We start from the raw sequence: 24,838 nt of genomic DNA on the forward strand, positions 1-24,838 counted from the left end.
TCCAAAAAACAGTTCATGCCAGGCTGTATCGCAGCTCATTCGCGCGATGCCCAGGTGGGGGGCTCATGCCGGTTACACCCAATGTTGACCCCAGGGTTCCGCCTTCGATACCGGAATTTCTGAGGCGGCGGTAACAGGACCGAATCTGCAGCGGGCTGGCGTGTGGCTCTAAGCGGTTGGCTGATACAGTGTTGGAAACCAACGATCGACAACCGCAGTTGGGAAGCCGAGCTTCACCGGCGAGCGTGTTGTGGACGAGACGAGGTAACCCTTTTCAATAAGGGAGTTGAGCACCGCCCGCGCCTGGCGCTCTTTGTAGCCGGTGAGGCCGCGCGCAGGGCCCCGAGCATATTCGCCCGCCATGACCGCTTCGCGCAGCAAAGGCCATGAACCCTTTGGAAGGCGCTTTGCACGCGTCTCCTCCTCGGTCCAAATCTCCATCCGCCTCAGTAATTCTTCCGGCTCCAAAAGCCCGGCCATGAAGTTGACCTGGTCAACACAGGTGGCCAGGAAGAATTTGCAGAAATCAAGAAGCCCTGCCATCGTAAGATTGCCTCGGCTATCGAGGTCGCCGCGACGCGGCTCGTCAGCAGCCTGCAGATAGGCGTGGTATTCCTCGTGAAGCCAAGTCAGTCGATTACCTCCACGCTTTCCTATTCGATCGCATCAAAGTCGATCGCCCCTTCGTCGCGGAGCTTGGAACCAACCAGCGCTCCGACGCGATCATGCGTGCCATCGTGAGCAGGACCAGGAGTCTTGGAATACCGCTGCTGGCCGAGGGTATCGAAACGGAGCAGCAATGGTCGTGGTTGCCCAAACTCGGCTGCAACGCAGCACAAGGCTATTTGATCGGTAGGCTAAAACTGCCACACGCCGTTTTGTCCCACATGATGAGTGGCAGGTCACGTCGACGAAAGATGGGGCTTGGGCACTCCGTGTAATGCACATTGTAGCATACCGTTCGGGACCGTGAAGATCATGAAGTCTGCTTGATTTGCCGATGACAGCAGATCTTTCTGGTCGCTTTCCGTGACGCGCCTTTTCTTATCATTTTTCGAAATAATTTCGATCGGGAAGTGGGCATTGCGACGACGGCGCCGGAAGGCGCGCGACCAAAAAATTCGACGGTTGCGGGCGAGGGGGCCAGACGGCTTGGCCGGCAGGTCACTACACCCCGAAACACGCCAGTTGGCTCATCATGGTCGAGTGCGAGATCAGCGTGTTTCAGCGCCAGTGTCTTGGCCGCCGCATCGACGACCCCAAAAGGTCCCGAAACGAGATCGCAGCATGGCAAAGCCGGCGAAGCAAAACTCGAGCTCGCATCAAGTGGATGTTCGCAACCTGACAAAGCACGCGCCAAACTCGGCCGCGCCTATCCAGCCACCGCAAAGAGTCAAAATCACTGAGCTGAACCACTAGGTGCTCGCGCATTTTAGTCGTTCCAAAAAACGTTAGGGTGATCCCGCTCAAATTTCGGAGTTTCAGTCGTTTCCGACACCGATAAGCCGGGCTAGTAAGAGCAATAACCAGAAGGCACCGTTCATTCGAACACTCCCTTCTTCTCTACGCCGAAACGACGCACTCCATCCTGCTTCGATCCGTCGCGGAACGAGGAGCGGAGCTCCTCGCCGGGGGCGCTCGGGAACGGCATGCATGCCTATCTGTAGGTTCAATCCTAATTCGGACTCCGTAACGATGAATTAGGACACCGCGGTTAGGCGGAGATCGTCGGGTGCTTCCTCAGTCCCACCCGACACAGCTTAAATGCGTATATCGGAAAAGGGAGGTCCCGGCGGCAAACCGGGGCTTTTTCGTTTGGCTCAAGGCGGTAAACACAAAAAGGCAAAAACGCCGCCCGCTTGAAAAACCGATGCGAGCGGCGTTTAGCCAGCCAAGGGAAGGTGATGCAAAATCCCAGCGAGCACTAGTATGCACAGACTGTAACACGATTTTGTGTCGGGGAAAGGGACACCCGCCAGACGAGTACCTGCTATCTCGCAGCAGGGTATTGTGTGTGAGCAGACTTGGTGGAGACGCACGCATTGCTAAGCGCTCATGTCACGGCATGCACAACGTCATATTCTGGCCGCCGCCAAAGCTCCCGCGTAAATACCCGCTCGATCACCTCGATTGCTCTCATCACTTCGGCCTTGCCGATATAAAGCGGGGTGATACCGAACCGCATGATGTCGGGCGCCCGAAAGTCGCCGATCACGCCATGGGCAATCAGGGCTTGCATCGCTGCGTAGCCCCTTTCAAATGCGAACGAAACCTGTGAGCCTCGCTCTTCATGCGAGCGCGGCGTCACCAGCCTGAGCTGCGGGCAGAGACGCTCGACTTCGCCAATCAGCAGATCGGCGAGCTCGAGCGAGCGAGCGCGGACTTCATGCATGTCGATGCGGTCCCAGATATCGAGCGAGGCTTCCAGCGCTGCCATAGCGAGCACGGGCGGAGTGCCGATCCTCATGCGCTCAATGCCAACTGCTGGTGCATAGCCGAGATCGAAGGCGAAGGGCTTGGCGTGGCCCATCCAGCCCGACAGAGCAGGCCGCGCGTGATCAGCATGGCGCGGCGCAATGTAGAGAAACGCCGGCGCCCCAGGGCCGCCGTTGAGATACTTGTAGGTGCATCCGGCCGCGAAGTCGGCGCCAACGCGTGCGAGATCGACGGGCAACGCGCCGGTAGAATGTGCGAGGTCCCAGACAGTGACGATGCCCAGTGCGTGGGCTCTTGCGGTGAGCTCGGCCATGTTATGACGCCGCCCCGTGCGATAGTCCACCTCCGTGATATAGAGCACCGCGATTTCCTCGGACAGCGATTCCTCTATCTCCTCAGGCCGAACGAGCCGCAATTGGTGCCCGCGTCCCAAGGTCGCGATCAAGCCTTCGGCCATATAAAGATCGGTCGGGAAATTGCCGGTATCCGACAACACGATTTTGCGATCACGATTCATCTCGAGCGCGGCGGAGAGCGCCTGATAGACCTTCAACGACAGCGTATCGCCAACGGTGACAGACCCAGTTTCAGCGCCAATAAGCCGTGCAATCCGATCACCCAGCTTGCGCGGCTGCACATACCAGCCGGCAGTATTCCAGGCGCGGATCAGCTCGACGCCCCACTGCTGCTGGATGACGCGGCCCATTCGATCAGCCGTGCTAAGCGGCAGCGGACCAAGCGAATTGCCATCCAGATATGTCACACCGTCCGGAATGTTGAACAGCGGCTTTGTCTGTTCGTAAACGCGCAATCTGTTTTCTGTAGTGCTCATAGGACCGTTCGGACGCGCCAGAGTTCCGGGAATAGTTCGACCTCCAGCATTCGCTTGAGATAGCTGACGCCGCCGGTGCCTCCCGTACCTCGTTTGAAGCCGATGATGCGCTCCACGGTGGTCACATGGTTAAAGCGCCAACGGCGGAAATAGTCCTCGAAGTCGACGAGCTTCTCAGCAAGCTCGTAGAGCAGCCAATGCGTTTCCGGCGCCTCATAGACACAGCGCCAGGCCTCGACCACTGCATCGTTGAGGCGATGCGTTTCACGGACATCACGTTCCAGTACGGAGCGCGGAATCGCAAGCCCCTTGCGGTTGCCGAGGCGCAGCACCTCGTCGTACAGGCTTGGGATTGTGAGCTCCCTCTCAAGAAGCCGTGTCGCCTCCGCATCATGCGCGTGCGGCTTCAGCATGGCTGGATTGCGATTGCCCAAAACATATTCGATGAGGCGGTACTGACGGGATTGGAAGCCGGACGACTGTCCGAGCTTCGCCCGGAAATGCGTATACTCGCTTGGCGTCATCGTGCGCAGCACGTCCCATGCGCTGTTCAACTGTTCGAAGATACGTGAGACGCGCGCCAGCATTTTCATTGCCGGCGCGACGGCGTCGCGTGCAATCGCGTCGCGGGCCGCACCCAATTCATGAATGGCAAGTCGCATCCAGAGCTCCGAGGCCTGATGCTGCACAATGAACAGCATCTCATCGTGCGCATCCGACAGCGGATGCTGCGCGCTGAGAATGGTCTCCAATCGCAGATAATCGCTATAGGACATCCGCGCAGCGAAATTCGTTTCTGCGCCTTCTGCTGTTGGATCGTAGTCATTGTTGGCCATCGCGGGCGTCCTTAGTCAGACCGATCAGACAAGGGGTGAGCTCTGACCAGGGATCTCTTAGTGGGACGACTGCGCCTGCAGGGGTTGCGATTTGGCTCGACGACGAGACGACTCGGAACCTCCCGCCTGATCCGGACATCCCCCATCAGCTCGGCTTGGCAACTTAAGCTGAGACGTTCACCGCCGCCCACCCGCGCTGCGAGCGTGCCAAATTGCGCATTCATCGTCGCTGTTCCATCATCTGCCGGTCGACGATTTATGCAGATCTTTCGAACTGCGGCTGCCAACGCAAGAGGTATGATTGCAAATATTGTACAAGCAGCGCCAGCATGGTTCCGACGATCATCATTATAAAGATCGCGACCATCATTTCGCTGGCATTGGCGCGTGCCTCTGCCTCAATGATGAGCTTGCCGAGGCCACGTTCAGCGCCGATAAACTCTCCGACGATCACGCCGACAAGTGCAAACGACACTGCAGGGAGCAGAGACGCGAACACCCAGGCCAGCGCAGACGGAATGACAACGGTACGCAAGATGGTCAGCTCGCTCGCGCCCAATAGGCGGGCGGCGGCAATTTGATCTCTGTCGACCGCCCGCGTGCCTTCGAACGTATTAAAGAACACGATGAAGAACACGACGAGTGCGGCGGTCACCACCTTCGACACATCGCCAAGGCCAAACATGAGAATGATCAGTGGCACGAGCGCGATGCGTGGGATCGAATTGAACGCCAGAATGAACGGTCCAAATATGCGCGCAAGAACGTCCGAGCGTCCGAGGAGGAGGCCAACGACGATGCCGGCGGCCGAGCCGAACAGAAATCCCCACCAAGTATTCTTCAGCGTGACAAGCGTCGCTATCCAAAGATTGTTATCGGCATTCCTGAAGCAGACCAGAAAATCCGATGGGTCGTTGAGGCAGCTAAGCCGCAAGAAGCTCTGCCAGATCAATGACGGCTTCGCCACGAAATACGGGTCGAGAATCTTGGGAACATAGGCTCTTGGCAGAACTGCTTTGCTCCATTCAAAGCCCCATTGCCAAATCACAAGCAGAAAAGCGAAAATTGCGATCTGCCAGAGCACGATCACCTGACGACGGGTAGCCATGATCAATCGGCCTTGGTACGGCGAAACTCTTCGCCAAGCGAATGCCAGATGTGAGAATACAGGCGGCCGAATTCGGCCGTTTCGCGCAACCCGACTGGATCTCGCGGACGAGGAAAGGGCACCTGGAAGTCATCCTTCAGCCGTCCGGGCCTTGCGGACAGGACGATGATGCGGCTGGCCAGTGTAAGCGCCTCGCCGAGGTCGTGAGTTACGAACAGCACAGTCTGCCGTTCGCGCTCCCAGATATCGAGCAATGTCTTGTGCATTTCCAGCTTGGTATGAGTATCAAGCGCGCCGAAAGGCTCATCCATCAGGAGAATTTCAGGTTCGAGGATGAGGGTGCGCATTAAGGCCACCCGCTGACGCATCCCGCCCGAAAGCATCCGAGGAAAGCTCTGGCCGAAGCCAGTCAACCCGGCCTTTCCAATCGCATCGGCAACCCGCGCGGAACGCTCCGTCTTCGTGATACCGGAGATTTCGAGCCCGTAGCCGATATTCTGCTCGACCGTTCGCCAAGGAAATAGTGTGTCGCGCTGAAACACGTAACCGACGTTGGAATTTACCTTGCCGGTATCAACTAAGTCGCCGTCGACGAGAATTCGGCCGCCTGAATGTGGCAAGAGCCCGGCCACCATGTTGAGGATCGTGCTCTTTCCGCAGCCGGAGGGGCCGAGCAAGGCAACGAATTCGCCTTGGCGAACCTCGAATGATACATTGTCGACGGCAGCAAAATCGCCTCGACCGGCGCTGAAGCGCTTAACTAGTCCTTGCACAGCAATCCGAGTGCGACCAGCGTCCGCATTCGTCGTTTCTCGGGCAACGGCGAGGCTGGGGCCAGGCGCGGACATCACTTGTATTTTGCCTTCGCTACATTGAGAAAGCTCATATCGACAACGTCCTCGTATGCAGTCTCCGGAATTTCTGTACCCTTGCGGGACCAAATTCTGCTGCCCCGATCATAGGCGGCTTTGTCGATGTTTCCGTCATATGCCCAAGTCAATTTGTCAAAGCCAAGCTCTGCGCTAACGGCGGTGGGATCGATTCCAGAAAACCACTTGGGCGCAACCAGTGCCTGGACTTCGGCGAGCGGCGTCGTTTTGACCCACTTCATCGCCCGATAAATCGCGTTCACGAAGGCCTGTACCGTCGGCTTGTCCTGCTCGATCGTGTCCGCCAGCGTGTAGACGACCAGCACCGGAACCGTGCCCCCGAAATCTTTCTCAAACATCCCCGGTTGGGAGGTATCGTAGATCAGAGTGCCAAAGCCCTTTTTCTTGATTTCGATGATCCAACTTGGCGGTGCCATGATGGCATCAAACTGCTTGGTTTCGAGAGACGGAAACATGATCTCCTGCCCGCCGCCAGCGACCCAATTCACTTTTCCGCCAAGCCCTCGTGCTTCAAACAGATAAGTGCCATAGACCCAACTGCCCGATCCGATGGCCGTGGCCGCGATGATCGGCTTGGCCCCGTCTGGGCGCTTGTAGGCCGCTAGCTTCTCGAGCGACGTGATGCCGCTTTCATAGAGGTCTTGCCGCACAACAACATTGGCGTACGAGCACGCCATTTCAGTTGCGAGCAGAATTTTGCATGCCTTGCCGCGCGCCGTGAGTTGAAGGGGGTGACTGGCGTCACCGTGGGCGAACATCGCTTGGTCCGAAGCGAGCATCTGGCGACCGAAACTGCCCGAGTTGCCTGTAATCAGTTTCGAATTGAGTCCTTCATCCCTGAAATAGTTCTTGAGCTCGGCGATCATGCCGATGGCATAGATTGGCGTTGTGGGGCCGAAGGCGAGGGTGACCGGCTTGCCTTGAGCGCGCGACTGGCTCGGCAGCAACGAGGTGCCCGCAAATGCGGAGCCCGAAACAAGGACTCGGCGCCGTGTGATGGTCATGCATTACTCCCCTGCTGCTTGTTGCGAACCAGGCGCTTAAGATCCGTCATACGGCCGACGAGGCGATTGTCCCCGCTTTTTCTAACGCAGCGATTTCGTTTGTCGAAAACCCGATATCGCCGAGGATGTCGTGTGTATGTTCGCCGACCTGAGGCGGGTCATTGCCATTTGCGAGGCGGCGGCCGTCGAGCGATATCGGCAGCAAGGGGGTTTTGGTGTTACGGCCATCGGGCAAGCGGATCTCGGTCAAACCACCCGATTTATTGAGGTGGGGATCGCTGAACAAATCACCCGGTTTGTTCACGGGCGCATAGGGCAGCTCAAGTTCTTCCAGCTTCGCGGCAAGTTCGGCCTTGTTCCAGCCGCCAAATATCTTGGCGACTTCCGGGATCAGCCAGTCGCGATGATCAACTCGACCTTGAGCCGTGATGAAACGCGGATCGCTCAGCCAGGCAGCCCGATCAAACGCGAGGCAGAACGCCTGCCATTGCTCCTCCCCAACGACAGTGACGAAAAGCTTTGATCCGTCCTTTGTATCGAACAGGTCATAGATCGGCCAAGGACTGTCCTTCACCGAGTACGGAATTGAAGGGCGTCCGGTGACGACCTCGCACATCATCGCCTGTGCCATTAGAAAGACGTTGTTCTCGAAGAGGGCGCTTTGGATGTAACGACCGCGGCCGGTGCGCTGTCGTTCGGCGAGCGCGGCTTGGATCGCGATCACCCCAAACATGCCACCCATGACGTCATTCACTGAGGCGCCCGCGCGCATTGGCTGGCCCGGCAGGCCGGTCATGTAGGCGAGCCCGCCCATCATCTGAACGACTTCATCGAGCGCAAGACGGTTCTCGTAGGGTCCGGGGAGATATCCCTTGAGTGAGCAATAAATCAGCCGCGGCGCGAATGCGGCCACTGAATTGTAGTCGAGACCGACCCTCTTCATCAAACCCGGTCGGAAGTTTTCGATCAAAACATCGCTGCGCTCAGTGAGCCGGCGCGCCACCTGTTTGCCTCCCGGGCTCGACGTGTCGAGCGCGATGCTGCGTTTGTTCCTGCTGTATGTCGCAAAAAAACCCGCGGCAGGCCCCTTGAAATAGCGAGTGCGATCGCCCTTGAGCGGCTCGACTTTGACCACATCGGCGCCCAGGTCGGCGAGGATGAGCCCACAGGTAGGGCCCATGACCATCTGACTGAATTCAACGACGCGCACGCCTTCGAGGGGGCGGGGAATTGTCGGCCCTGATGTGGGATTGCCGCCCATCATGCCACCCTCCGCAACACCCTTGGAATTCCAGCCTCGTGCAGATGACCTGTCAGGTGCTTCTGCTCAACGTGCCGGGCGAGAATTTCGCGTGTCGCCATCAACCGATCCAGATCGATCCCAGTGGAGAGGCCCATCCGTTCGAGCATGAACACGAGATCCTCAGTCACAATATTGCCCCGTGCGCCCGGTGCGAAGGGACAGCCGCCAAGCCCCGAAACAGCAGCATCGAAGCGCCGGACATCCGCTTCGAGCCCCGCGACGACGTTGGCAAGACCGGCGCCAAGCGTGTCATGCAGATGTAGCCTGAGCATCATTTTTGGGCCGGTCTCGTTGCGAACCGCGCGTACGATCCGCTTAACCTGCGTTGGGGTGCCGTAGCCGACGGTATCTGCTAGTCCGATCTCGTCCGCACCCGCCTCGGCGAAACCCTGCACAAGGCGACACACCGCGGCCTCACTGACGTCGCCTTCCATTGAGCAGCCAAAAGCTGTCGCTACAGCGCCCACAAGATGCGGCCGCTCAGGAGCTTTTTGCGCGTTGATCCTCGCACGAACTACACGGAATGCTTCGAGCTGTTCCTCAATCGTGCGGCGCACATTCGCCCGGTTGTGCGTTTCGCTCGCCGAGATCACGAAATACATGCTGTTGACTCCGGCCGCGAGCGCGCGCTCAGCACCTTTAACGTTCGGTACGACCGCGCCGATGGTCGTAGACTTATGGGTCAACGCGTGCGCAACAACTGCTCCAACGTCGCCGAATTGCGGCACGACCGTAGCCGGTACAAATGAGCCCGCATCGACCTCGCTCACCCCCGCGGCGACGATCGCACTGATCAGCTCGCATTTTGCGCCTGTTGGCACAATGACATCCAAGTTTTGAAGGCCATCGCGCGGTGCAACTTCGCAGATGTGCACATCCGGTGAATTGTCCATTGGCGCCCTATTGTATATTCTTGCATTAAAGAACAATATGTGACATCATCTGTCAATGAAGATTCCGAACCGCTTCGGGGGCCCCGGAACGAGGCTCTGCCGGTGGGCGGCCAGGACATGATCCGCTCGCATTCCGCGGAATTCTATTTTCGGGTGAGGTTTGCATGGATTATCCTGTTGGCTGAACTGCCTGGCGCTGCCTGTTCGCGCGCCGCGCGGCGATATTCATCGGGCGTCCGCTTCAGGGGTGCATCCCGACGGAATCCTTTCGCCCTGCGGTTCTGGCGTAAGCCAAATAGCGTTCTTGGTGAAACGGAAGCGCCGCACCAAGAATGCCTTTCGTCCACGAAGCCACGCCCGTGCCCGATTGAAGAGGCGCGCCAACTCCAGCCCTCATTGCATAGAGCCAATGAGCCGCACAAACGATCGTTCAGTAAGGAGAAGCTATGTTTCAAGCCCTGCCTGATCTGCCGGCCGACGCCGTGTTGGCGTTAGCCGAGGCATGCCGCAACGATCCTCGGCGGGACAAGATCGACCTGAGTGTGGGGGTCTATCGAAACGATAACGGCGTTACGCCCGTCCTGTCCGCGGTGAAGGCCGCCGAACATCTCTTGCTCGAGGGACAGGACACCAAATCATACGTAAGCCCACTCGGTGACACAAAGTTCGTCAGCCTTATCCGCGAGCTCGCGATCGGAAACATCGAGGTGGATCGACTAGGTGGCGTTCAGACACCTGGCGGCGGCGGTGCGGTCCGGTTAGCTTGCGAGGTCATAAAGCTGGCGGCACCCTTTAGCCGGATATTTGTGGGCCTGCCGACATGGGGCAACCACATTCCAATCTTTGAGGCCGTGGGATTGGAAATAGGTACGTACACCTATTACGACGTCATTTCTCAAACGCTTCGCTTCGACGAAATGCTCTCATCGCTCAAGAGCGCAAGGAGAGGGGATATCGTGCTGCTTCACGCGACTTGCCACAATCCATCGGGCACGGATCTTAGCCTTGATCAATGGCGGGCGATCGCGCAACTTGTGGAGGAGAGAGGCCTCATTCCTCTCATCGACTTTGCCTATCAGGGATTCGGTGATGGTTTAGAGCAGGATAGAGAAGGACTAGAAATAGTGCTGTCCAGCGTGAGCGAAGCGTTCGTCGCTTATTCTTGTAGCAAAAACTTCGGACTGTATCGGGAGCGGACCGGAGCGCTCTTCGTCTATGGCACGAACCCGGTCTCAGTAGGGCGGACTGTTCAAGCCATGGCTGCCCTAGCGAGAGTTAACTGGTCCATGCCGCCCGACCATGGTGCTGCGGTCGTCGGCACTATCCTGTCGAACACCGCCCTTCGTCAGGATTGGCTTCGCGAGCTCACGACGATGCGGGAAAGAATTTTAAAAATTCGTGCGGCCGTCGGACGGGGTATGCCCGAATTTTCTCAGCTCGGGGCGCAAAAGGGAATGTTCTCCACCTTACCCTTGCATTCTGCCACGATCGACCGTCTCCGCAAGGATGATGCGATCTATATCGTTGGAAACGGCAGGATCAATCTGGCCGGCCTTACAACTGACGACGTGCCACGCTTTGTCGACAGTGTCCGGCGAGCAGTTTAAGCTGTCGAAATGCAACTCGGAAACGGATCCGCCTGTGGCACCTATCTGAAGACGTACACCTTAAGCGGGCGTCGAATATGACGCATCATCAGAGCCGATGCATCAGCATACCGGCGGGCCTCCAGGACGTCGAGCAGCCTCAGGTGTTCCTTCACGTGCCGGCGCATGCCGTCGCGATCAGCGAAGCTTCGGTATGCAAACAAGCGACGAATCGAATTTACGCGCTTAAGTGACTCGACGAAGAAGGGATTCTTGGCACCGCGCGCGATCTCCTCATGGAAATCACATCCCCATTGAAACACTTCACCTATCGTGAATTTTTCCAGCTCGCCATCAAAAATGCGCAGCTGGCGCTCGCGAAGTCGCTCGATGACCTCTGGCGCCAGAGCGTAACCAGGTTGAGCAATTGCTGCTGGTTCGATCACCGCGCGGAACGCCATAACTTGTGTCTGCGCTTCGGGACTTGATACAGTTTCAGCAAAACGCCACCCGTAGCCCGGTGAGCGCGCGATCCACCCTTCCGCTGCGATCCGATCCAGCAGTCGTTGTAATTCGGTGCGTGTTAGATCGTAACGGCGCAGCAATTCGGCTTCCGTGACATCGGCGGGAAGGCGCTTTGCGACCACGTCCGTTGCAATCGTCGCGTAGGCCTCTTCCGCGCGGCTTACCGCCGCCAGTGTGGATTGTGCGGCTACGCTCGTAGGGTCTCTTGTCAAGACAAAGCCGCGGTGCAATTCACCGCGCGCGAACCCCGCCTCTTCTAGAGCCTTTAAGCCTAGGCGAATTGGCGCGCGCGACAGGCCAAGCGCATCGGCAAGCTTTTGCTCGATGAGGCGATCGCCGGTCTTCATCCCATCGCGACGGACAACGGACAAAATGAGCCCAGCCAAGTGCTCGGCACGACCGAGCGGGCTCTTTTTCTTGGGCCGTCGTGAGATGGGCGACAACGGCCGAGCATCTCGATTCAAAGGTCTTTCTTTCCCGTTTGCCAGCATGTGGATGTAACTCGTGGCCAAGAGCGAAGTCAACTTGGAGCTATTGTACTAAGGATGCGAACATTGCCGCTGTGGCAAGGCTCCAAGTCCGCCGCCTTCCAACTTAAGGAGGCGCAACGCGAAGTTTGGCGAAGCCAGTTGCGGCTTTCGGATGGACGCGTCTGATTTCGCGCTCAATCTCGTCGAGGCGCACTTCGATCCGGCGTACTCCTGGTTCGCGTCCTCCTTTCTACGTAGATGCATCGACAAACTCGGTAACAATCTTATGCGCGAGATGCTGGCATAGCCCTCCTAATCTTGAACGCCTCAAGCCCATCGAGGTAGATTGCGCGACCGTCAACACAAGCCTTCGTCCATGGATCGAGATGAAGCGTCGGCAGATAGAACAGCCGGCGTTCCAGTTCGATGTCCTCTGATGCGGTACTTCCGGCTGCGCTCATGGCACCCCTCAACGTAACCTAATTTTTTGCGAGCAGCGTCAGCTATTTCCCGGAAGGGTATTGCTGCGGCAAGATCGCCAAGAAAGTGCCAGATCCCGAGCTGTCGTTCCAGGAAAGCGGACTTGAGGATGTCAACCATCTGGTTCGGCTGCACCCGTCCTCGGAGCTTGGGTTGCGTCTATGGACTTCTGGCCTGGGCTGCCATTCTTAATGCCGCCCGACCCGCGGGCGCGTCTCACCGCGCCCCAAATACAACCCTCCGCGGACGCACACGCCTGAAGGGGCGGTCGGCTCGGCGAGCCACGGTGAGGAGCAGCCGAATAGTCGCCACTGGTCTGCTGATCTTTCACCGGGAAAATACGGGACCGACGGCATTCATCTCCTGCTGAAATGGCCAAGATTCTGGAGAGGGTAAGATCAAACCGGAAATCAAACGGAATATTTACGCTTCGCCGAAGTGGTCCGGTAACGCATAGAAACTATACTGCCGCTTGTCCGAGTGGCAGGTTGGAATGAACGAGATCGCAGTAACATTAGCTTCCGTCGACGCCTGCGTGAACGGGCGACGGACGCGATCGATCAGATTCCCCCCGGACATCGAACGGCAATTTGAAGCCGACATGCACGACAAGCGGTGTAAGCGCTTGACGATCGGACTGCTCGTTTCGGCTCCCCTCTATAACCTTTTTCTGCTCGGAGATTGGCTGCTGGTCCCGGACGTCGTGCGGCTGGCCATGTGGGTACATTTCTCAATAGTGACTCCGTGGATGCTATTGGTCGCCTGGCTCGTATCGCGCAAACCGAGGCCCTTCGTACGGGAGCTCCTAGCAGCCAGTGTTCCGCTACTCATCATCTTGCAGATCGACCTCGGTTTTGCCCTGACGGCGAGCGAGAGCGCTGCGCACTACCAGTACGTGGTGATTCCAACTTTGCTCTACACCAATGTCTCACTGCACAGACTCGAATTCCGCTTCGCTCGTGTCGTGACTGCCGCGATCCTGTTGCTTCACACCGCGTTCGTCATATCCGCAAGCTACATCTCCGCCCCGATAGCGGTGACCATCATCGTTCAGCTCCTCATCTGCGGTTACATCACTCTGATCGCAAACTATACAATGGAGCGCGATCTCCGTAGAGCCTACCTCTATTCGCTGAGAGATCGGCTCAGGCACGCCGATGCGGACGCCGCTTCACGCCGCGATCCATTGACGGGGTTAGCAAACCGGCTGCATCTTGATGATGAACTGTCGCGAGTTTGGTCTCGCCCCGAGTGCCGAGCATCGCCCGTTTCAGCTGTCATGATCGATATCGACCATTTCAAGCACTTGAACGATCGCTACGGACATGCTGCAGGCGACCTCTGCCTGAAACGAGTCGCCGCCATACTTCAGGCAGAGATACGAAGGACGGGTGACCTCGTCGCCCGATATGGAGGCGAAGAATTCCTGATAATCCTGCCGGATATGGCGATGATGGATGCCGTGCGGCTGGCCGAACGCATTCGCCGATCGATCGAAATTGCTGCGATCCCCAATGAAGGCCGGAGCCTCTTAGGCATCGTCACCGCCAGTTTTGGCGTCGCAGCTTGTTCGCCGTCGGATTTGTCTCCTCTGGAATTAATTGCTGCGGCCGATCACGCCCTGTATGCCGCCAAAGGCAAAGGACGTAATCAGGTCTGGCCTCCACTTGTGGCCGACGCCACCGTTCGCTCGTTGACTGAACCATTGACGTTTATGGCGTCGTCCTCAGAAGCAGCACGAGGGGTTTGATTTTCCTGCTTGGGCAAACCCGTGGGAAGCTGCGTAAGCCAGGGACATACGCTAAGCTCTCGATTGCTTCCGTGCCTCCCCCGATCCGGGCTGGGGTAGCCGATCTCGCGTCGAGTCTGATCCACTTGAGCAGTCATATTCAGATTCCAGGATCTGAAAAAGCGATACTCGCTCGCTGCACGGCAGAGACTTGGCTACGGCTCTGCTTTGCCAAATGAACCTGCGTATAACTGTTCAATCCTCTCGACTTCCTCTTGGGTCAGCGCCGCGAACTCATTGGCTCGTGCGCGGTTTGATAGCTTACCTTGATTTTGCCGAAGAAAGCCGAAGAGGTTATTCAGCGTCCTCTCGGGCATATCGACTAAACGCTCGACGCCGGCGCAGAACGTGTCGAACCCTTGAAGAACTCTGGCTTCATTCGGAAGATCTTTCTCAGTTCAGCTCTCGACCGAGCAGCCACTCATACAGGAACCAGATGCGACGCCTGTAAAGACCGGTCAGCTTCTGTTTGACCAGCTCGACGATTTCGCCTTCGGCCACAGCAAGAAAAAGCCGCTTCAGGACGGCAAGATCCACGCCCTCGTATTTCAGCGCAATGTTAGATGCGCCTCAAGGGAAGCTTCTGGGGCGTGCCGAGGTGTGTAAAGGCGCCAGCCATCCTGCTCTAGGATACGATGCTTGGTCCCGATCGCCGAGAGCGTCCGTGGAATTGGAGCGGAGAGGTGATAAGCGTCGATGAGGGCGGCATAGCCGGCCGGAGCACCGGCTTCGGGCAAACGCCGGTCATGAAAAATCGTCCCTGCTCCTGAAAACTGTGCGCTCAACGACATATTCCCGAAAGTTCAGCGGCATTAGAGGAGGCGGACGTCGCCGATCTTACGAGATGAGATTCTTCAAGGCCGGATAGCTCGCGCCGAACACGAAACCGTCCACGCTGCGGGAATCGAAGGCGAGCAACCAGAGACCTTGGGCTTCATTGCCTGAGAACCTGAGAATTTCAAAGGTGCAAAAGCTGCGCCGTTTGGCCCGGGATTTCAACCTCTTGGATTGATGCGGCACCTCCGGGCACCTTAGGCAGGCCCATCGCTGGTGAGATCCGTCTTTCAAAGGTCGAGCACAATCGAGCTAGCGGACCGGAACGGCAATGGGCGGCGCAATCCGCGCTCGAGCCTCATTGTAGACCTCAATGATGCCTGGCATGGCTACGGTTACAGCAACGCCGAACGGAACTTGCTCGTCTATCTTGCTGCCTCTGTCAGGCTCGCGTTGAATGATCAGCTCGATTTCAGAATCGACTGTCAGAGCCGGCGCCTTGTCGCCCAGCCAGCGCCGAGAGAAAACGGTCCCCTTGCTTGCCTGATTGACATCAGGCTGCGTCTTGGATGGCTGCACGCGGAACTGATCGATCTCATCTGAACTCGCCAAAAGCGAAAGCTTCACTGAGCGATACGATTGTCGACCGGGATGCACGGGCGTGAACCATGCAAGCGTTGCGGTCACCGAGTGGGGGAGAGATTGGCCGCTCATGCAAGCCGGTAACGGAACAACAACCGAACGTCTTGTCTCCTGCGCCAGCGTTCCGACGGCCCAAAACGTCGCCCTGTCGGAAGCGCAATAAATTGCATCGTCCGGACTAACAACGCCGTAGCCTAAGAAGCGCCGGATATTATCCTTCTGCCTGACGAATTGCTTTGCATCAGCTGGACCTAGCACGCTCTTGATGAGCTCGGCGCTATCTTGCGGCCACGAGGCTGTATGCACTAACAGCGCCTTGAGAAGCGCGGCGCGCTGATGGTGGGGCAGGGACAGAAAGTCCTGCCCGTACGTGTCTTCCAAAGCGTCATGAATTCTGTGAGCCGTCCTGGAGGCCAGAGCTGCCGCAGCACTTGTGCCGGAAGTGTAATGCTCCCAATTGCTGCTGCCCTCGCGCGGCGGAGCTGCAACCTTGAGCCCATGCGGTCGAGCAGGTCCACTTGGCCTTACAGCAAGCGCCGTTCCACTGGCCACCATGGTTAAATGCTCACGAGAGCCAGGCATCAAAATATCCGGTTTGACGCCGTTTGCAAATCCTGGACCCAATCCGCTGGATGGATTGGTGATGATCATCGGATGATACGGATCGACCCTGCCTCTAGCGCTACGGCGATCGGCTGCGCTAACGGCGTCGATATTGGCGGAGCCTACCGTGATCCCGTTCACTGTTTCCGACGGTGAAAGCAGCCGGCGAGAAGTGATCAATCGCGACAGCGCGGACAACGTATGTCTGGCCCGATCGGGCTGGTCCGTCGCTTCATAAGCAGCCATGGTGGGGATGGATGCTATCTCGAATGAGCCGGCGTGATTGCCGGCACTCACGCAGAACAGAATTCCATATCGATGGGCCAATCTGTCGACCAACCTCGCCCAGGGCGACAGCCGCCCATGAAATGGCTTTCGGACATTGCCGAGCGAAAGATTGACGATCACAACTGACGGAGCGCTCGGATCGTCGTTGCGCCGCATCGAGACCACAGCTTGATAAACCAGGTCGACAATCAGCCGGTCCTCAGGAAATTGATCAGCAGCCCCCAAGAGCGGTATGCAATGGATGCGGCGCGCCAGCGGCGGCTCATTGGTGTTTCGGTCGCCATGCACGATCAGAGAAGCCATAGCTGTGCCGTGAGCCCTTTCAGCCACGACGGCTGCGCCCTCTAAATCGAATTGATCGTCGACATTCATTCGATCACGAAGCAGAGGGTGCTGGGAAACGGGCACGCCATCCAATAAGGCCAAAATTGGTTGGCCTTCAGAAGGAAGCGGTCCCAGTCCGCCTTGGAGCTGACTGGCGTCTTCGACTTGCACCGGCGCAACAATACTCTGTGGCCGAATGTGCATGACCGGGTCCATGCCGCTCAACCCGGTCGCGGAGCGCTCGGTAATTTGCCGGATCGCGGCAACTGGCAGGTTAGCCAAAAGGGCATGATAGGCGATGTCCGGGATCCGGCACTGCGTCACAAGAGTGCCACCGACCGCCCTAATCTCGCTGATGACTCCTTGTTGGTTCGAAGCCGCCATGTCCTCCGACGATCGAAACACAAGCTCGATCTCAACGGGGAGAATTTCCTCATCTCCCATGAGCTCGATCTCGTGCGCAAGGATCTCTCGATCACCATCTTGAACACGATCTCCCGGCCCCCATACTCTGATGTCACGGAGCGTCGCAAAGACATCCCGCCAGGGTGCGAACCCCTCCCCAATTGCTTGCCCGGATACCCATCTCTTCCAGAGCGACAGGATGTTCTGCAAAGCCGTGACATCTGGCACAAGAAGATAGGCCTCAGGCGACTTGTCCTTCTCATCGCCCTCCAGCTCCTCTTCATCGATGAGCTCCAGACCAGGCACTCTTCGGATCGCATTCGCAAAATTCGCAACTGCCCCCCGAACCTCAAAAACCAGCAGCCGCTCTGGCGCCAGCGCGGACGGGTCTGATCGCAAAGTTAAGCCGCTTGGGTCTCGACCCAAGACTTGTTCGAGGCGACGGAAGCGGGGGCCAAATGCTGCATTCTGTGCAGCAGCCGTGAATTTAGCCGGCCTGGGGATCGGTTGCGGCCTGCCTTTTGGTCTTGCCGCCTGATTGCCTGGCGTCAGTCGCAGCAGAGGCTTCGTTGGATCGGCCGCCATGCAGGTTCTCTGGCTTTACTCTCGATGACCAAAATTCGAGTTCAGTCTTGACCGCAGAATCGATCGAGATCTCACCAAGACCAAGAATTTGTCGCCGTCGAACGTTCTGACAGAAATCAAGCACTTCAGCATAGGAGGTTGCGTCAATCTTTTGCGCGAGTTCAAAAGCCGACAGCGAAGGGCGCTCGGGCCAGCCCATATAAATTCGTTCTATGAAATGTGCGATTTCCGCAACTTGCGGAGCGGGAAATGCAATCTTTATCTGAAAACGTCTCCATACGGCTCGATCAAGCAATTCAGCATGATTCGTAGCCGCTATTGTTACCACGTAACTGGGAAGTTTATCGATCTGCATCAAGAGAAACGAAACAACGCGCTTGATTTCGCCCGTTTCGTGATCATCTCCACGCTCTTTTCCAATCGCATCGAACTCGTCGAAAAACAAAACGCAAGGTTGGGTTCGCGCATAGTCGAATAGCGCGCGAAGACGCGCGTTTGTTTCGCCTAGATAGCTTCCTACGAGCGCGTCGTACCGCACCACGAAAAACGGCAGAGAAAGGCCCTCTGCAATCGCTTCTGCAAAGGAAGTTTTGCCGTTGCCTGGAGGACCAGACAGGAGAACCCGATGCCGCGGCTCATATCCGCTTGCCCGCAGCACGTCTGCCCGCACATGCTCCTCGATCAGCTGCATCCCTTCGGCGCGCGCAGGCAAGGGTAAAACCAGCTCATCGAGAGATATGCGTGGCGTAACTTCTAAAATCGTGTCGCGCCCAGCAGCTTGCGGAGACCGCTGAGAGGCAACCAGACTTGGCGGCGTCACAGCTATCGTCTGCAGCGCTCGCTCAAGCCGATCGGCCAGCGCGTGATGACTCTTTGCGCGCTCATCAGCCACAATCGCTTCGACCGCCGAGCGCATCATTGGCCGATCGCCGGTCACACCGGCGCGCACGAGAGATATGAGTAAGTCGCTCTTGGCCATGACAGACAGCCTATTACAGGATTGCGCGCCCACGCTGCTAGAAATGGTCCCAGCTTGTGAACAACTCGCCGATAACCAAGGTTCCTTGCCGGGGTCGCTCGGCGAGCCTATCCGGCGGGGATTAACATATTGAAAAGCTGCAACAAATAAGACGTCGTCCGTTAAGAAGCCGATTTGAGCGGTGAGCCGTCGCTGCTGGCGGCGATGAGGGTGGCCAGGAAGAGGCACCAGAGAGCTCTCAGCCATGCGAGGATGCGCCGGAAGTTATGGCCGACGGCGGAGAGGATGACGTTGGCCGCATCGCCGGCGCGGCCTTTGAGGTAGCAGCGGCCGAGGTGACCATCGGCCTTCAGGTGTCCGATGATGGGTTCGATGGCGGAGCGGCGGCGCAGCTCGCGCTTGATGACCCCGAAGACGCCGCGCTTCTGGCCGGAGATGAAGACACGGCGCGGGTTCTGCGCGTCATGGCCGCGGTATCCCTTGTCGACATAGGCCCGCTCGATCGCACAGCCGGTGAGTGTCTCGGTGCGGTCGATGACATCCCGCAAGGTGTGACCGTCGTACGGGTTATCCGGTAGCGCCCTGGCGTGCAGCACGAACAGGCCGCCGGGAGCCCGGCGGTTGTTGGTGACGATGGAGGCTTTGACCCCGAACTCGTAAGGGGCGGCTGCTTTGCCCTTGCCGATGCACTCGACCTCCGGAGCGTGGAAGGAATAAAGCTTCCAGCCGCGCTGGCGCTGCTGCTGCGAGCGGATCTGGGAGGCCCGGCTGAGCGGGAGGACGAAGGCGTTCTCGAGCACGGTCTGACCTTCGATCTTGCGGCGGATATCGCGGATGATCCGGCCCAGCCGGCTGCGCAGGATGCGCAACTGCCGCTGATGCCGCTTGAATTGCTTGGCATGGGCGTAGCGCCCCGCCATCATGGCCGCGGTCTTGGCAATGCGAAGATAGGACTGCCGCAGCCTGACCCCGTGCTTCCTCGCCAGACGGTTGAGCCCCTTGATCGCGGCGTGCAAGAGCTTGGCATCGGTCGGGAAGGTGATGGCCTTCGGCTGCACGGTGGTATCGACCGTGACCCGCTTGAGGTCCTGACTGCGCAACGCGCCGGCCTCGTGCGCCACCCGCAGGCTCTCGGCCAAGAGCAGCTCCAGCTTGTCGCCGAGCCGCTTGCGCCAGTGGCTCAGGTCCGAGCGCTCGTGCGGGAAGGCGTGCTGAAAGAACTCTTCGCCGGTGAAGTACTGGAAATACGGGTCGTGGACCCAGCGCTCGCACACCCCCTCATCGGACAGGCCGTAAATGTGCTTGAGCAGCAGCAGCCCGATCATGAAGCGGGTCGCGATCCCCGGCCGGCCGTTCTCGCTGTAGAGCGGCGCGATCTCGCCGTCGACCCAGTCCCAATCGACCTTGCCGGCGAGCTGAACCAGCTCGTGCTTCATGTTGATGATCTGGTCCAGTCTGGCCCGGAACAGATCGCCAGATCCCGTCGTCCTTTGCTTCTTCGGTCGCATCGCCACCTCCGATGCGACGACGGAATCATGACTGGCGATTCGACGGAATCCTGAAAATGAAATCGCAAGGTTCCGAGGCCCGAAGCATCAAATCCCTGCAATCCCAAAACAGCCCACAACGATAAATGCGATTCTACCTCAATCGCTTAGCCGCTCCTCACGGACGACTAAGACTTCTCGTCCGCCGTCATGACTGGTCGAGTCTGTTCTGCCTGCTCAAGCATTCCCCGTCATCCTGTTGACTGCCTGCCTCTGACAAAACTAGCCAGCCTTCATAGCTAGCGCCGACCGAAAGTCCGGCAGAGCCTTCGAGCACTCGCCTCGCGCGCTTTGGCGCTTTATGCCCATCCGAGAGGGGTCGTCAGGGGATTGTTCACTTTTTGTTCAATGCCGTCAAGTCGCAGTCCAATACCGGCGTTCGACCTGTTCCGGAGCGAGAATCGTGAGCAAATGGATCAAGCCCACCGGGGGCGCCGATGCTCGTATCCGTGCATAGTCGAGCTGCTGCAAGCAATGGATGACCCTAATCCCTAAAAGGCGTTGGAATCGCATGCGCTGAACTTTCTCGCGTCGATGCAAATATTCACGGCCGCCGAGCAAAGTAGCCCCCTATCGAAAGTCATGGTCCCGATTGACCTAAGCCGCAACACTTCCGCTCGCGGAGATCAGCAAATCCGCTGGAATATGGAAACGTTCGCGCAGACGCTTCACCATCGTCATGCTCAATTCGCGCTTGCCGGACATGACCTCACTGACGCGACTAGCAGTGCCCAGAAGCGGCACAAGATCAGCGCGCGTCAAACCATGTTGTTCCACCAGATAGGTTAGCAAATCGGGCAACGGCGGCGCTTTGCGCGGCCAGCGTGCGCGTTCATAAGCCTCGATAAGGCGAGCCTGAGCTACCATACGCGCTCGATCGGCAGCCTCGTTAGATTGCATCAGCTTGCCGACAAGCGCCTTGGCCGCCTCATGATCGGCCTGGTTCTGGATAATTATCAATGTTGCCTTCATCACACCGTCTCCGCGTCCACCTTGTCACAGTCTTCATGACTGCCGAAAAAGCGGATCATCAACACGCCATCACGATATTGAACCATGGCGATCAGGCGGTAGTCATTGGCCTTGATGTTGAACACCACGCGTCCGCCTTTCAGGATGCTTGCCTTGGGATGCGATCGCTTCACCTGTTGCGGCGTCCGCCAGTCCGAAGCCTCAGCAATTGCCAGCCATGCCCTGTATTGAGCGCGCGCTGCATCGATGCCCCGATGACCAGAGCGTTCGGCAAAATAGCGCTCACCAAGGTCCGTGCCGACCACCAGCATGAAGGGATACTACCGTCGATTTCCCAAAAATGGAAGAGGGGAATTTCCATTTTTGGGAAACGCATGCCGCCCGCCGACAGTAAGATAGTCTTGCCACTCGGGGCTAATTCACGATCCGATCGGCTCGCACTTTCGCGGCGAAGCCGAAGCCCGCCGCGAACGCTTCTAGGCACGCCCCGCGGTTGATAAATCAAAATCGCATTTCGAACTCAGAATGACGCGGTCAATTGCGACTGGACAATTTTGTGCGTTAGAAGCAAAAGAATCGTCTCGCCGCAGATGCTCTCAAGACTTCCGCTAGGGAAGATTGGGCGGCTGACCAATTCGCTCCAGATCGGCGAGACACTTGTCCAGGTTGCTTTTGGCGTCCTGCAGGAACCTGCTCGTTTCGGCAAGCCGCCTGAGATCAGGCTTGACCGGTCCCTCGCTCACAGCGCTCAGCTGGTGGCAAACAGTTGCAAGATCACCCGAGATGTCTTCGAGGACGAAGGCGAGGTTTTCCAGCGGCACGAGCTCCGAAAAGAAAGACTTCAAGGCGCTTTCGTCCTGGCCAGAGGGACCTTCGAATCTGACTTCGACCAGTGGCACCAACACCTCGCGGTTGTCGCGCCCGACCCTTCCCATGCTCATGATGAGCGAGCTGAACGTCGTCGAAACAAAGGTCAACCGATCGAGCAGGGTGTTTCCATACAATACTAGCGATTCCGATTCGCCTTGCGCCTGCTCCGTTGTCGAAGCCCCGAGATCCTCATTCGACATGCTCGGAGTCCTCTCCTGCGCTCAAGTGCAGCATACCCGAAGGGAACGAGACGGGCTTTGGACTGTTCACCGCCTCAATCGATGTGGAGGCGCCGTGACCTTCGGCTTTCTTCACCTGCACGACCGTCACCGACGAGCCATGATACGAGCTCTTCGTTCGCGCCTTCATATAGCCGGGAGCTGTCGGTGCCGGCGGATGAAGCAGGTAGTCCTCCATCACCTGACGGACGCCAAGCGGGTCACGCATCACTAGTCCCGCCGCATGCAACGTAGGATGCATCGGGCTCGGCAAATCAAACAGGCTGCGAAGAACGACATTTTCTTCAGCCGTGAGGGCAGGGTGGGTTCTGAGACCCATTTTCCTGCGCATAAGCTGCGCCAATTGGCCAGCGCCCCTTGCTGTGGGCCCTTCGTGCCTTTCAAGCGCCATAAGGCCATCGCGCGTCAGCGCGAAATGAGCAAACTTTCCAGCCGCCGTTCGTTCCACAAAACGCGCATTGGTCATCAGGCGAAGAATGCGGCTGAGATTGGCATCCTTCAGATCCAGTTTCTTAGCAATGACCGTCTTCTCCAGCTGACGCGACGGTGCATCCCGCAACAACCGAAGTATCTCGACGACATGCTGACGGTGCATGACCTCGCTTGGACGAGCAACCTTGGCGGTGTTGATCGACATCTGCAGAAGATCGTAAAACGCTCTGAAGCGCTCGGCATAGGCGGCATTCTTCGGCGCGAGCGAGGCGCTCACCCGACGCAGAATATCAAACCATTCCCGCAGCTCCGGATCGCGGCGCCGGCTCTCCAGAGAATTCCAGAGCCAAGCCCCAAGTGTTGCGTAAATACGCTCCAGGCTGCTTTCGGATCCCTCTTTAAGGAATTCCGAAATGACGCTCCGCGCCTCAGTCGCGGTGGCCTCGCCGCTCTCTATCTTTTCCAATGCTACGTCCGACATGGCCATACCCTACGTCACAACCCTTAAGATCATTTTACAACGCTTTACTCTGATTTTAGTCTCTGAATCTAGGGTGTCACCGGCCCCATTTGTAGGCAGTCCAAACGGTCTTTTGACCGAGTTCCCGGGCGGAAACAGCGTTCGGCTCTTTGAGGAGGGGTAATATAGTACCAAGCCGGCCATCCCCGTAGCGGTTGTGGGTGGGATGTTGCACGACAAAACTTCGCGTGCCGAACTTCACTTCCACCTGGCTCGCAGTCGTCTGGTGGCCCTGCATGGTGCGGTCGTTCCCCATCGAGGGGACCAGCATCACATCGACATCCAGGTCCCTGAAGGGCGTGTCGCAGACGTCACAGAAGTCGAGGCAAATTGCGACGCCAATCAGGGCGCCTTCAGTCGCAAGCACGCACATCCGCTCGCCAGCAGTTATGTTTTCGATCCCCCAGTCGTCATCGGCGTAAGGGGCGATCTTGTCGTAGACGAGCCGCTCCTCGCCATAACCGTCATAAATCCGGGCCCGATTCACAATCTCCTTGCCTGCCACCTCGTGCCACGTTCCCGGAATGACGATCTCCGGAGGCTCCAGCGGGTCGGCCACATCTCGCTCGCGGATGAACTTGACGATCTTTTCTCGCAGTCCTGGTGGTACCGTGAGCTCGGGCCAGACGATTGCGATGCAGTTCTCCTGCAACGCGTTCGCCATCTGAAGCAAGACCGCGTTCCCCGCCGCCGGCGCATCGACGCCGCTGACGATGAAACGCTTGTCCCCGTCTACCGTTGCGAACTCCGCCTCAAGCTTGAGCGCCTCGAAAAGGCAGGCGCCCATTTTCCAATTCGTGGGGTCTTGAGCGGCACTATGCAAGGTACGGCTATCGACCACCTCGACGGCATAGCCGTCAATGAAGGTGGGCAGGATCCGATGAAATAGCAGGCCTCGCTTTGAATAGGCTTGGCTCCGCCGGGCAGGGCGGCCGGCGCTCACGCCCTGTCGCGGAATGAACCAGCATCCGAGCGCCTCCAGGCGCCACTCGCCCGATGCAATCGGCCATTGCGACCGCCGCTCGAGCAGCACGCGGTCGATGGCCCGGATGAGACCTCCAAGCGACACAGCAACCTGCTCGGGGGTCTCCTCGGAAACGGACCAAAGGAGGCGGCCTTCTCCGACGCTGTCACCGAAACTCCGGGCAGATTCTTCAAGACGCCGCTCCGAAAGATTGCGGTAAGCCTTGTACACGCTCGGCGGCGCCTTGCGGAACAACTTGTCGAGCTCGATCAGAGCCTTCCTCAGTTCGTCCCTTCTGGCATGCGTCATCGAGGCCTGTGATTGAGCAAGCTCACCAGCTGCCTTCTTCCACTTGCCGAACTCCGTTGTCTTCAGGCGGCTGTCCGCAGGCCCAGGCAAACGACTCGTCCAAACGACTTCGCCAATATGTGCCATTGATAGGCGTACGGTTCGCTATTTGCAATCGGCCCGACTGTGACTTACGCGCGTCTCATCATCTAGCTGCGGGCGCAGTTGCTCTGAATGTCAGAACGCGCAGAAAC

At 58.0% G+C, this 24,838-nt stretch carries 21 protein-coding genes and 1 pseudogene; 4 read left to right on the forward strand and 18 right to left on the reverse strand.

The window, feature by feature from the left end; all coding sequences use genetic code 11:
- Positions 1-168: 168 nt before the first annotated feature.
- Positions 169-543: a hypothetical protein gene (locus L6637_RS25220; RefSeq protein WP_188637391.1), complete on the reverse strand. Its 375-nt coding sequence runs from the start codon at positions 541-543 to the stop codon at positions 169-171.
- A gap of 68 nt (positions 544-611) precedes the next feature.
- On the opposite strand from L6637_RS25220, the gene L6637_RS25225 reads away from it, so the two are divergent.
- Complete coding sequence (locus L6637_RS25225; RefSeq protein ID WP_128930197.1) at positions 612-941, forward strand: EAL domain-containing protein; 330 nt, start codon at positions 612-614, stop codon at positions 939-941.
- 224 nt (positions 942-1,165) lie between these two features.
- Positions 1,166-1,406: pseudogene (locus tag L6637_RS25230) on the forward strand (IS630 family transposase); the annotation flags it as partial.
- A gap of 647 nt (positions 1,407-2,053) precedes the next feature.
- Here L6637_RS25230 and kynU read toward each other — a convergent pair.
- The 7 genes from kynU to L6637_RS25265 all read right to left on the reverse strand — a co-directional run bounded on the left by kynU (position 2,054) and on the right by L6637_RS25265 (position 9,302).
- Positions 2,054-3,268: a kynureninase gene (gene kynU, locus L6637_RS25235; RefSeq protein WP_128929957.1), complete on the reverse strand. Its 1,215-nt coding sequence runs from the start codon at positions 3,266-3,268 to the stop codon at positions 2,054-2,056.
- Positions 3,265-4,104, reverse strand: a complete 840-nt coding sequence (gene kynA / locus L6637_RS25240; RefSeq protein WP_128929958.1) for a tryptophan 2,3-dioxygenase — start codon at positions 4,102-4,104, stop codon at positions 3,265-3,267. Before kynA ends, kynU begins: the two co-directional genes overlap by 4 nt.
- Positions 4,105-4,360: 256 nt before the next feature.
- Positions 4,361-5,212 carry an ABC transporter permease gene (locus L6637_RS25245; protein ID WP_128929959.1) on the reverse strand — a complete coding sequence of 284 codons (852 nt, stop codon included), beginning with the start codon at positions 5,210-5,212 and terminating at the stop codon, positions 4,361-4,363.
- A gap of 2 nt (positions 5,213-5,214) precedes the next feature.
- The gene (locus L6637_RS25250) at positions 5,215-6,060 is read right to left on the reverse strand and encodes an ABC transporter ATP-binding protein (protein ID WP_164933581.1); all 846 of its coding nucleotides are present in this window, start codon (positions 6,058-6,060) and stop codon (positions 5,215-5,217) included.
- Entirely contained in the window at positions 6,060-7,106 is a 1,047-nt protein-coding gene (locus L6637_RS25255) for an ABC transporter substrate-binding protein (protein WP_128929961.1), read from the reverse strand. Before L6637_RS25255 ends, L6637_RS25250 begins: the two co-directional genes overlap by 1 nt.
- A 46-nt stretch (positions 7,107-7,152) precedes the next feature.
- Entirely contained in the window at positions 7,153-8,370 is a 1,218-nt protein-coding gene (locus tag L6637_RS25260; protein ID WP_232995541.1) for a CaiB/BaiF CoA transferase family protein, read from the reverse strand.
- On the reverse strand, positions 8,367-9,302 hold the full coding sequence (locus L6637_RS25265) for a hydroxymethylglutaryl-CoA lyase (protein ID WP_128929962.1): 936 nt from the start codon (positions 9,300-9,302) through the stop codon (positions 8,367-8,369). Before L6637_RS25265 ends, L6637_RS25260 begins: the two co-directional genes overlap by 4 nt.
- Positions 9,303-9,748: 446 nt before the next feature.
- Between L6637_RS25265 and L6637_RS25270 the strand changes: the two genes are divergently transcribed.
- Positions 9,749-10,909 carry an amino acid aminotransferase gene (locus L6637_RS25270; protein WP_194468753.1) on the forward strand — a complete coding sequence of 387 codons (1,161 nt, stop codon included), beginning with the start codon at positions 9,749-9,751 and terminating at the stop codon, positions 10,907-10,909.
- Positions 10,910-10,950: 41 nt separating this feature from the next.
- Here the strand turns inward: L6637_RS25270 and L6637_RS25275 are convergent, their stop codons facing one another.
- Positions 10,951-11,760: a GntR family transcriptional regulator gene (locus tag L6637_RS25275; protein WP_232995542.1), complete on the reverse strand. Its 810-nt coding sequence runs from the start codon at positions 11,758-11,760 to the stop codon at positions 10,951-10,953.
- A 1,096-nt stretch (positions 11,761-12,856) separates the two neighbouring features.
- On the opposite strand from L6637_RS25275, the gene L6637_RS25280 reads away from it, so the two are divergent.
- Positions 12,857-14,113 (forward strand): GGDEF domain-containing protein, encoded by a 1,257-nt coding sequence (locus L6637_RS25280; protein ID WP_128929965.1) that lies wholly within the window; start codon positions 12,857-12,859, stop codon positions 14,111-14,113.
- Positions 14,114-14,545: 432 nt separating this feature from the next.
- Here L6637_RS25280 and L6637_RS25285 read toward each other — a convergent pair whose 3' ends face one another.
- The 9 genes from L6637_RS25285 to L6637_RS25325 form a co-directional block, all read right to left on the reverse strand.
- Positions 14,546-14,689 (reverse strand): hypothetical protein, encoded by a 144-nt coding sequence (locus tag L6637_RS25285; RefSeq protein ID WP_232995543.1) that lies wholly within the window; start codon positions 14,687-14,689, stop codon positions 14,546-14,548.
- Between the two features lie 549 nt (positions 14,690-15,238).
- Positions 15,239-17,773 (reverse strand): S8 family serine peptidase, encoded by a 2,535-nt coding sequence (locus L6637_RS25290; protein WP_128929966.1) that lies wholly within the window; start codon positions 17,771-17,773, stop codon positions 15,239-15,241.
- The gene (locus L6637_RS25295; RefSeq protein WP_128929967.1) at positions 17,676-18,752 is read right to left on the reverse strand and encodes an AAA family ATPase; all 1,077 of its coding nucleotides are present in this window, start codon (positions 18,750-18,752) and stop codon (positions 17,676-17,678) included. The genes L6637_RS25290 and L6637_RS25295 overlap by 98 nt, the downstream gene beginning before the upstream one ends.
- Positions 18,753-18,913: 161 nt before the next feature.
- The gene (locus L6637_RS25300) at positions 18,914-20,260 is read right to left on the reverse strand and encodes an IS5 family transposase (RefSeq protein WP_128963208.1); all 1,347 of its coding nucleotides are present in this window, start codon (positions 20,258-20,260) and stop codon (positions 18,914-18,916) included.
- Between the two features lie 636 nt (positions 20,261-20,896).
- Positions 20,897-21,271 carry a helix-turn-helix domain-containing protein gene (locus L6637_RS25305; RefSeq protein ID WP_074274398.1) on the reverse strand — a complete coding sequence of 125 codons (375 nt, stop codon included), beginning with the start codon at positions 21,269-21,271 and terminating at the stop codon, positions 20,897-20,899.
- Positions 21,271-21,582, reverse strand: coding sequence for a type II toxin-antitoxin system HigB family toxin (locus tag L6637_RS25310; RefSeq protein WP_128929968.1), 312 nt, complete (start codon positions 21,580-21,582; stop codon positions 21,271-21,273). Before L6637_RS25310 ends, L6637_RS25305 begins: the two co-directional genes overlap by 1 nt.
- Positions 21,583-21,879: 297 nt before the next feature.
- Entirely contained in the window at positions 21,880-22,341 is a 462-nt protein-coding gene (locus L6637_RS25315; RefSeq protein ID WP_128929969.1) for a hypothetical protein, read from the reverse strand.
- Complete coding sequence (locus L6637_RS25320) at positions 22,331-23,293, reverse strand: helix-turn-helix domain-containing protein (protein WP_128955131.1); 963 nt, start codon at positions 23,291-23,293, stop codon at positions 22,331-22,333. Before L6637_RS25320 ends, L6637_RS25315 begins: the two co-directional genes overlap by 11 nt.
- Positions 23,294-23,369: 76 nt before the next feature.
- The gene (locus L6637_RS25325) at positions 23,370-24,695 is read right to left on the reverse strand and encodes a carbon-nitrogen hydrolase family protein (protein ID WP_128929971.1); all 1,326 of its coding nucleotides are present in this window, start codon (positions 24,693-24,695) and stop codon (positions 23,370-23,372) included.
- Between the last annotated feature and the right edge of the window lie 143 nt (positions 24,696-24,838).

The sequence above is a fragment of the Bradyrhizobium zhengyangense genome, assembly GCF_022012435.1.
Taxonomy (GTDB): Bacteria; Pseudomonadota; Alphaproteobacteria; order Rhizobiales; family Xanthobacteraceae; genus Bradyrhizobium; species Bradyrhizobium zhengyangense.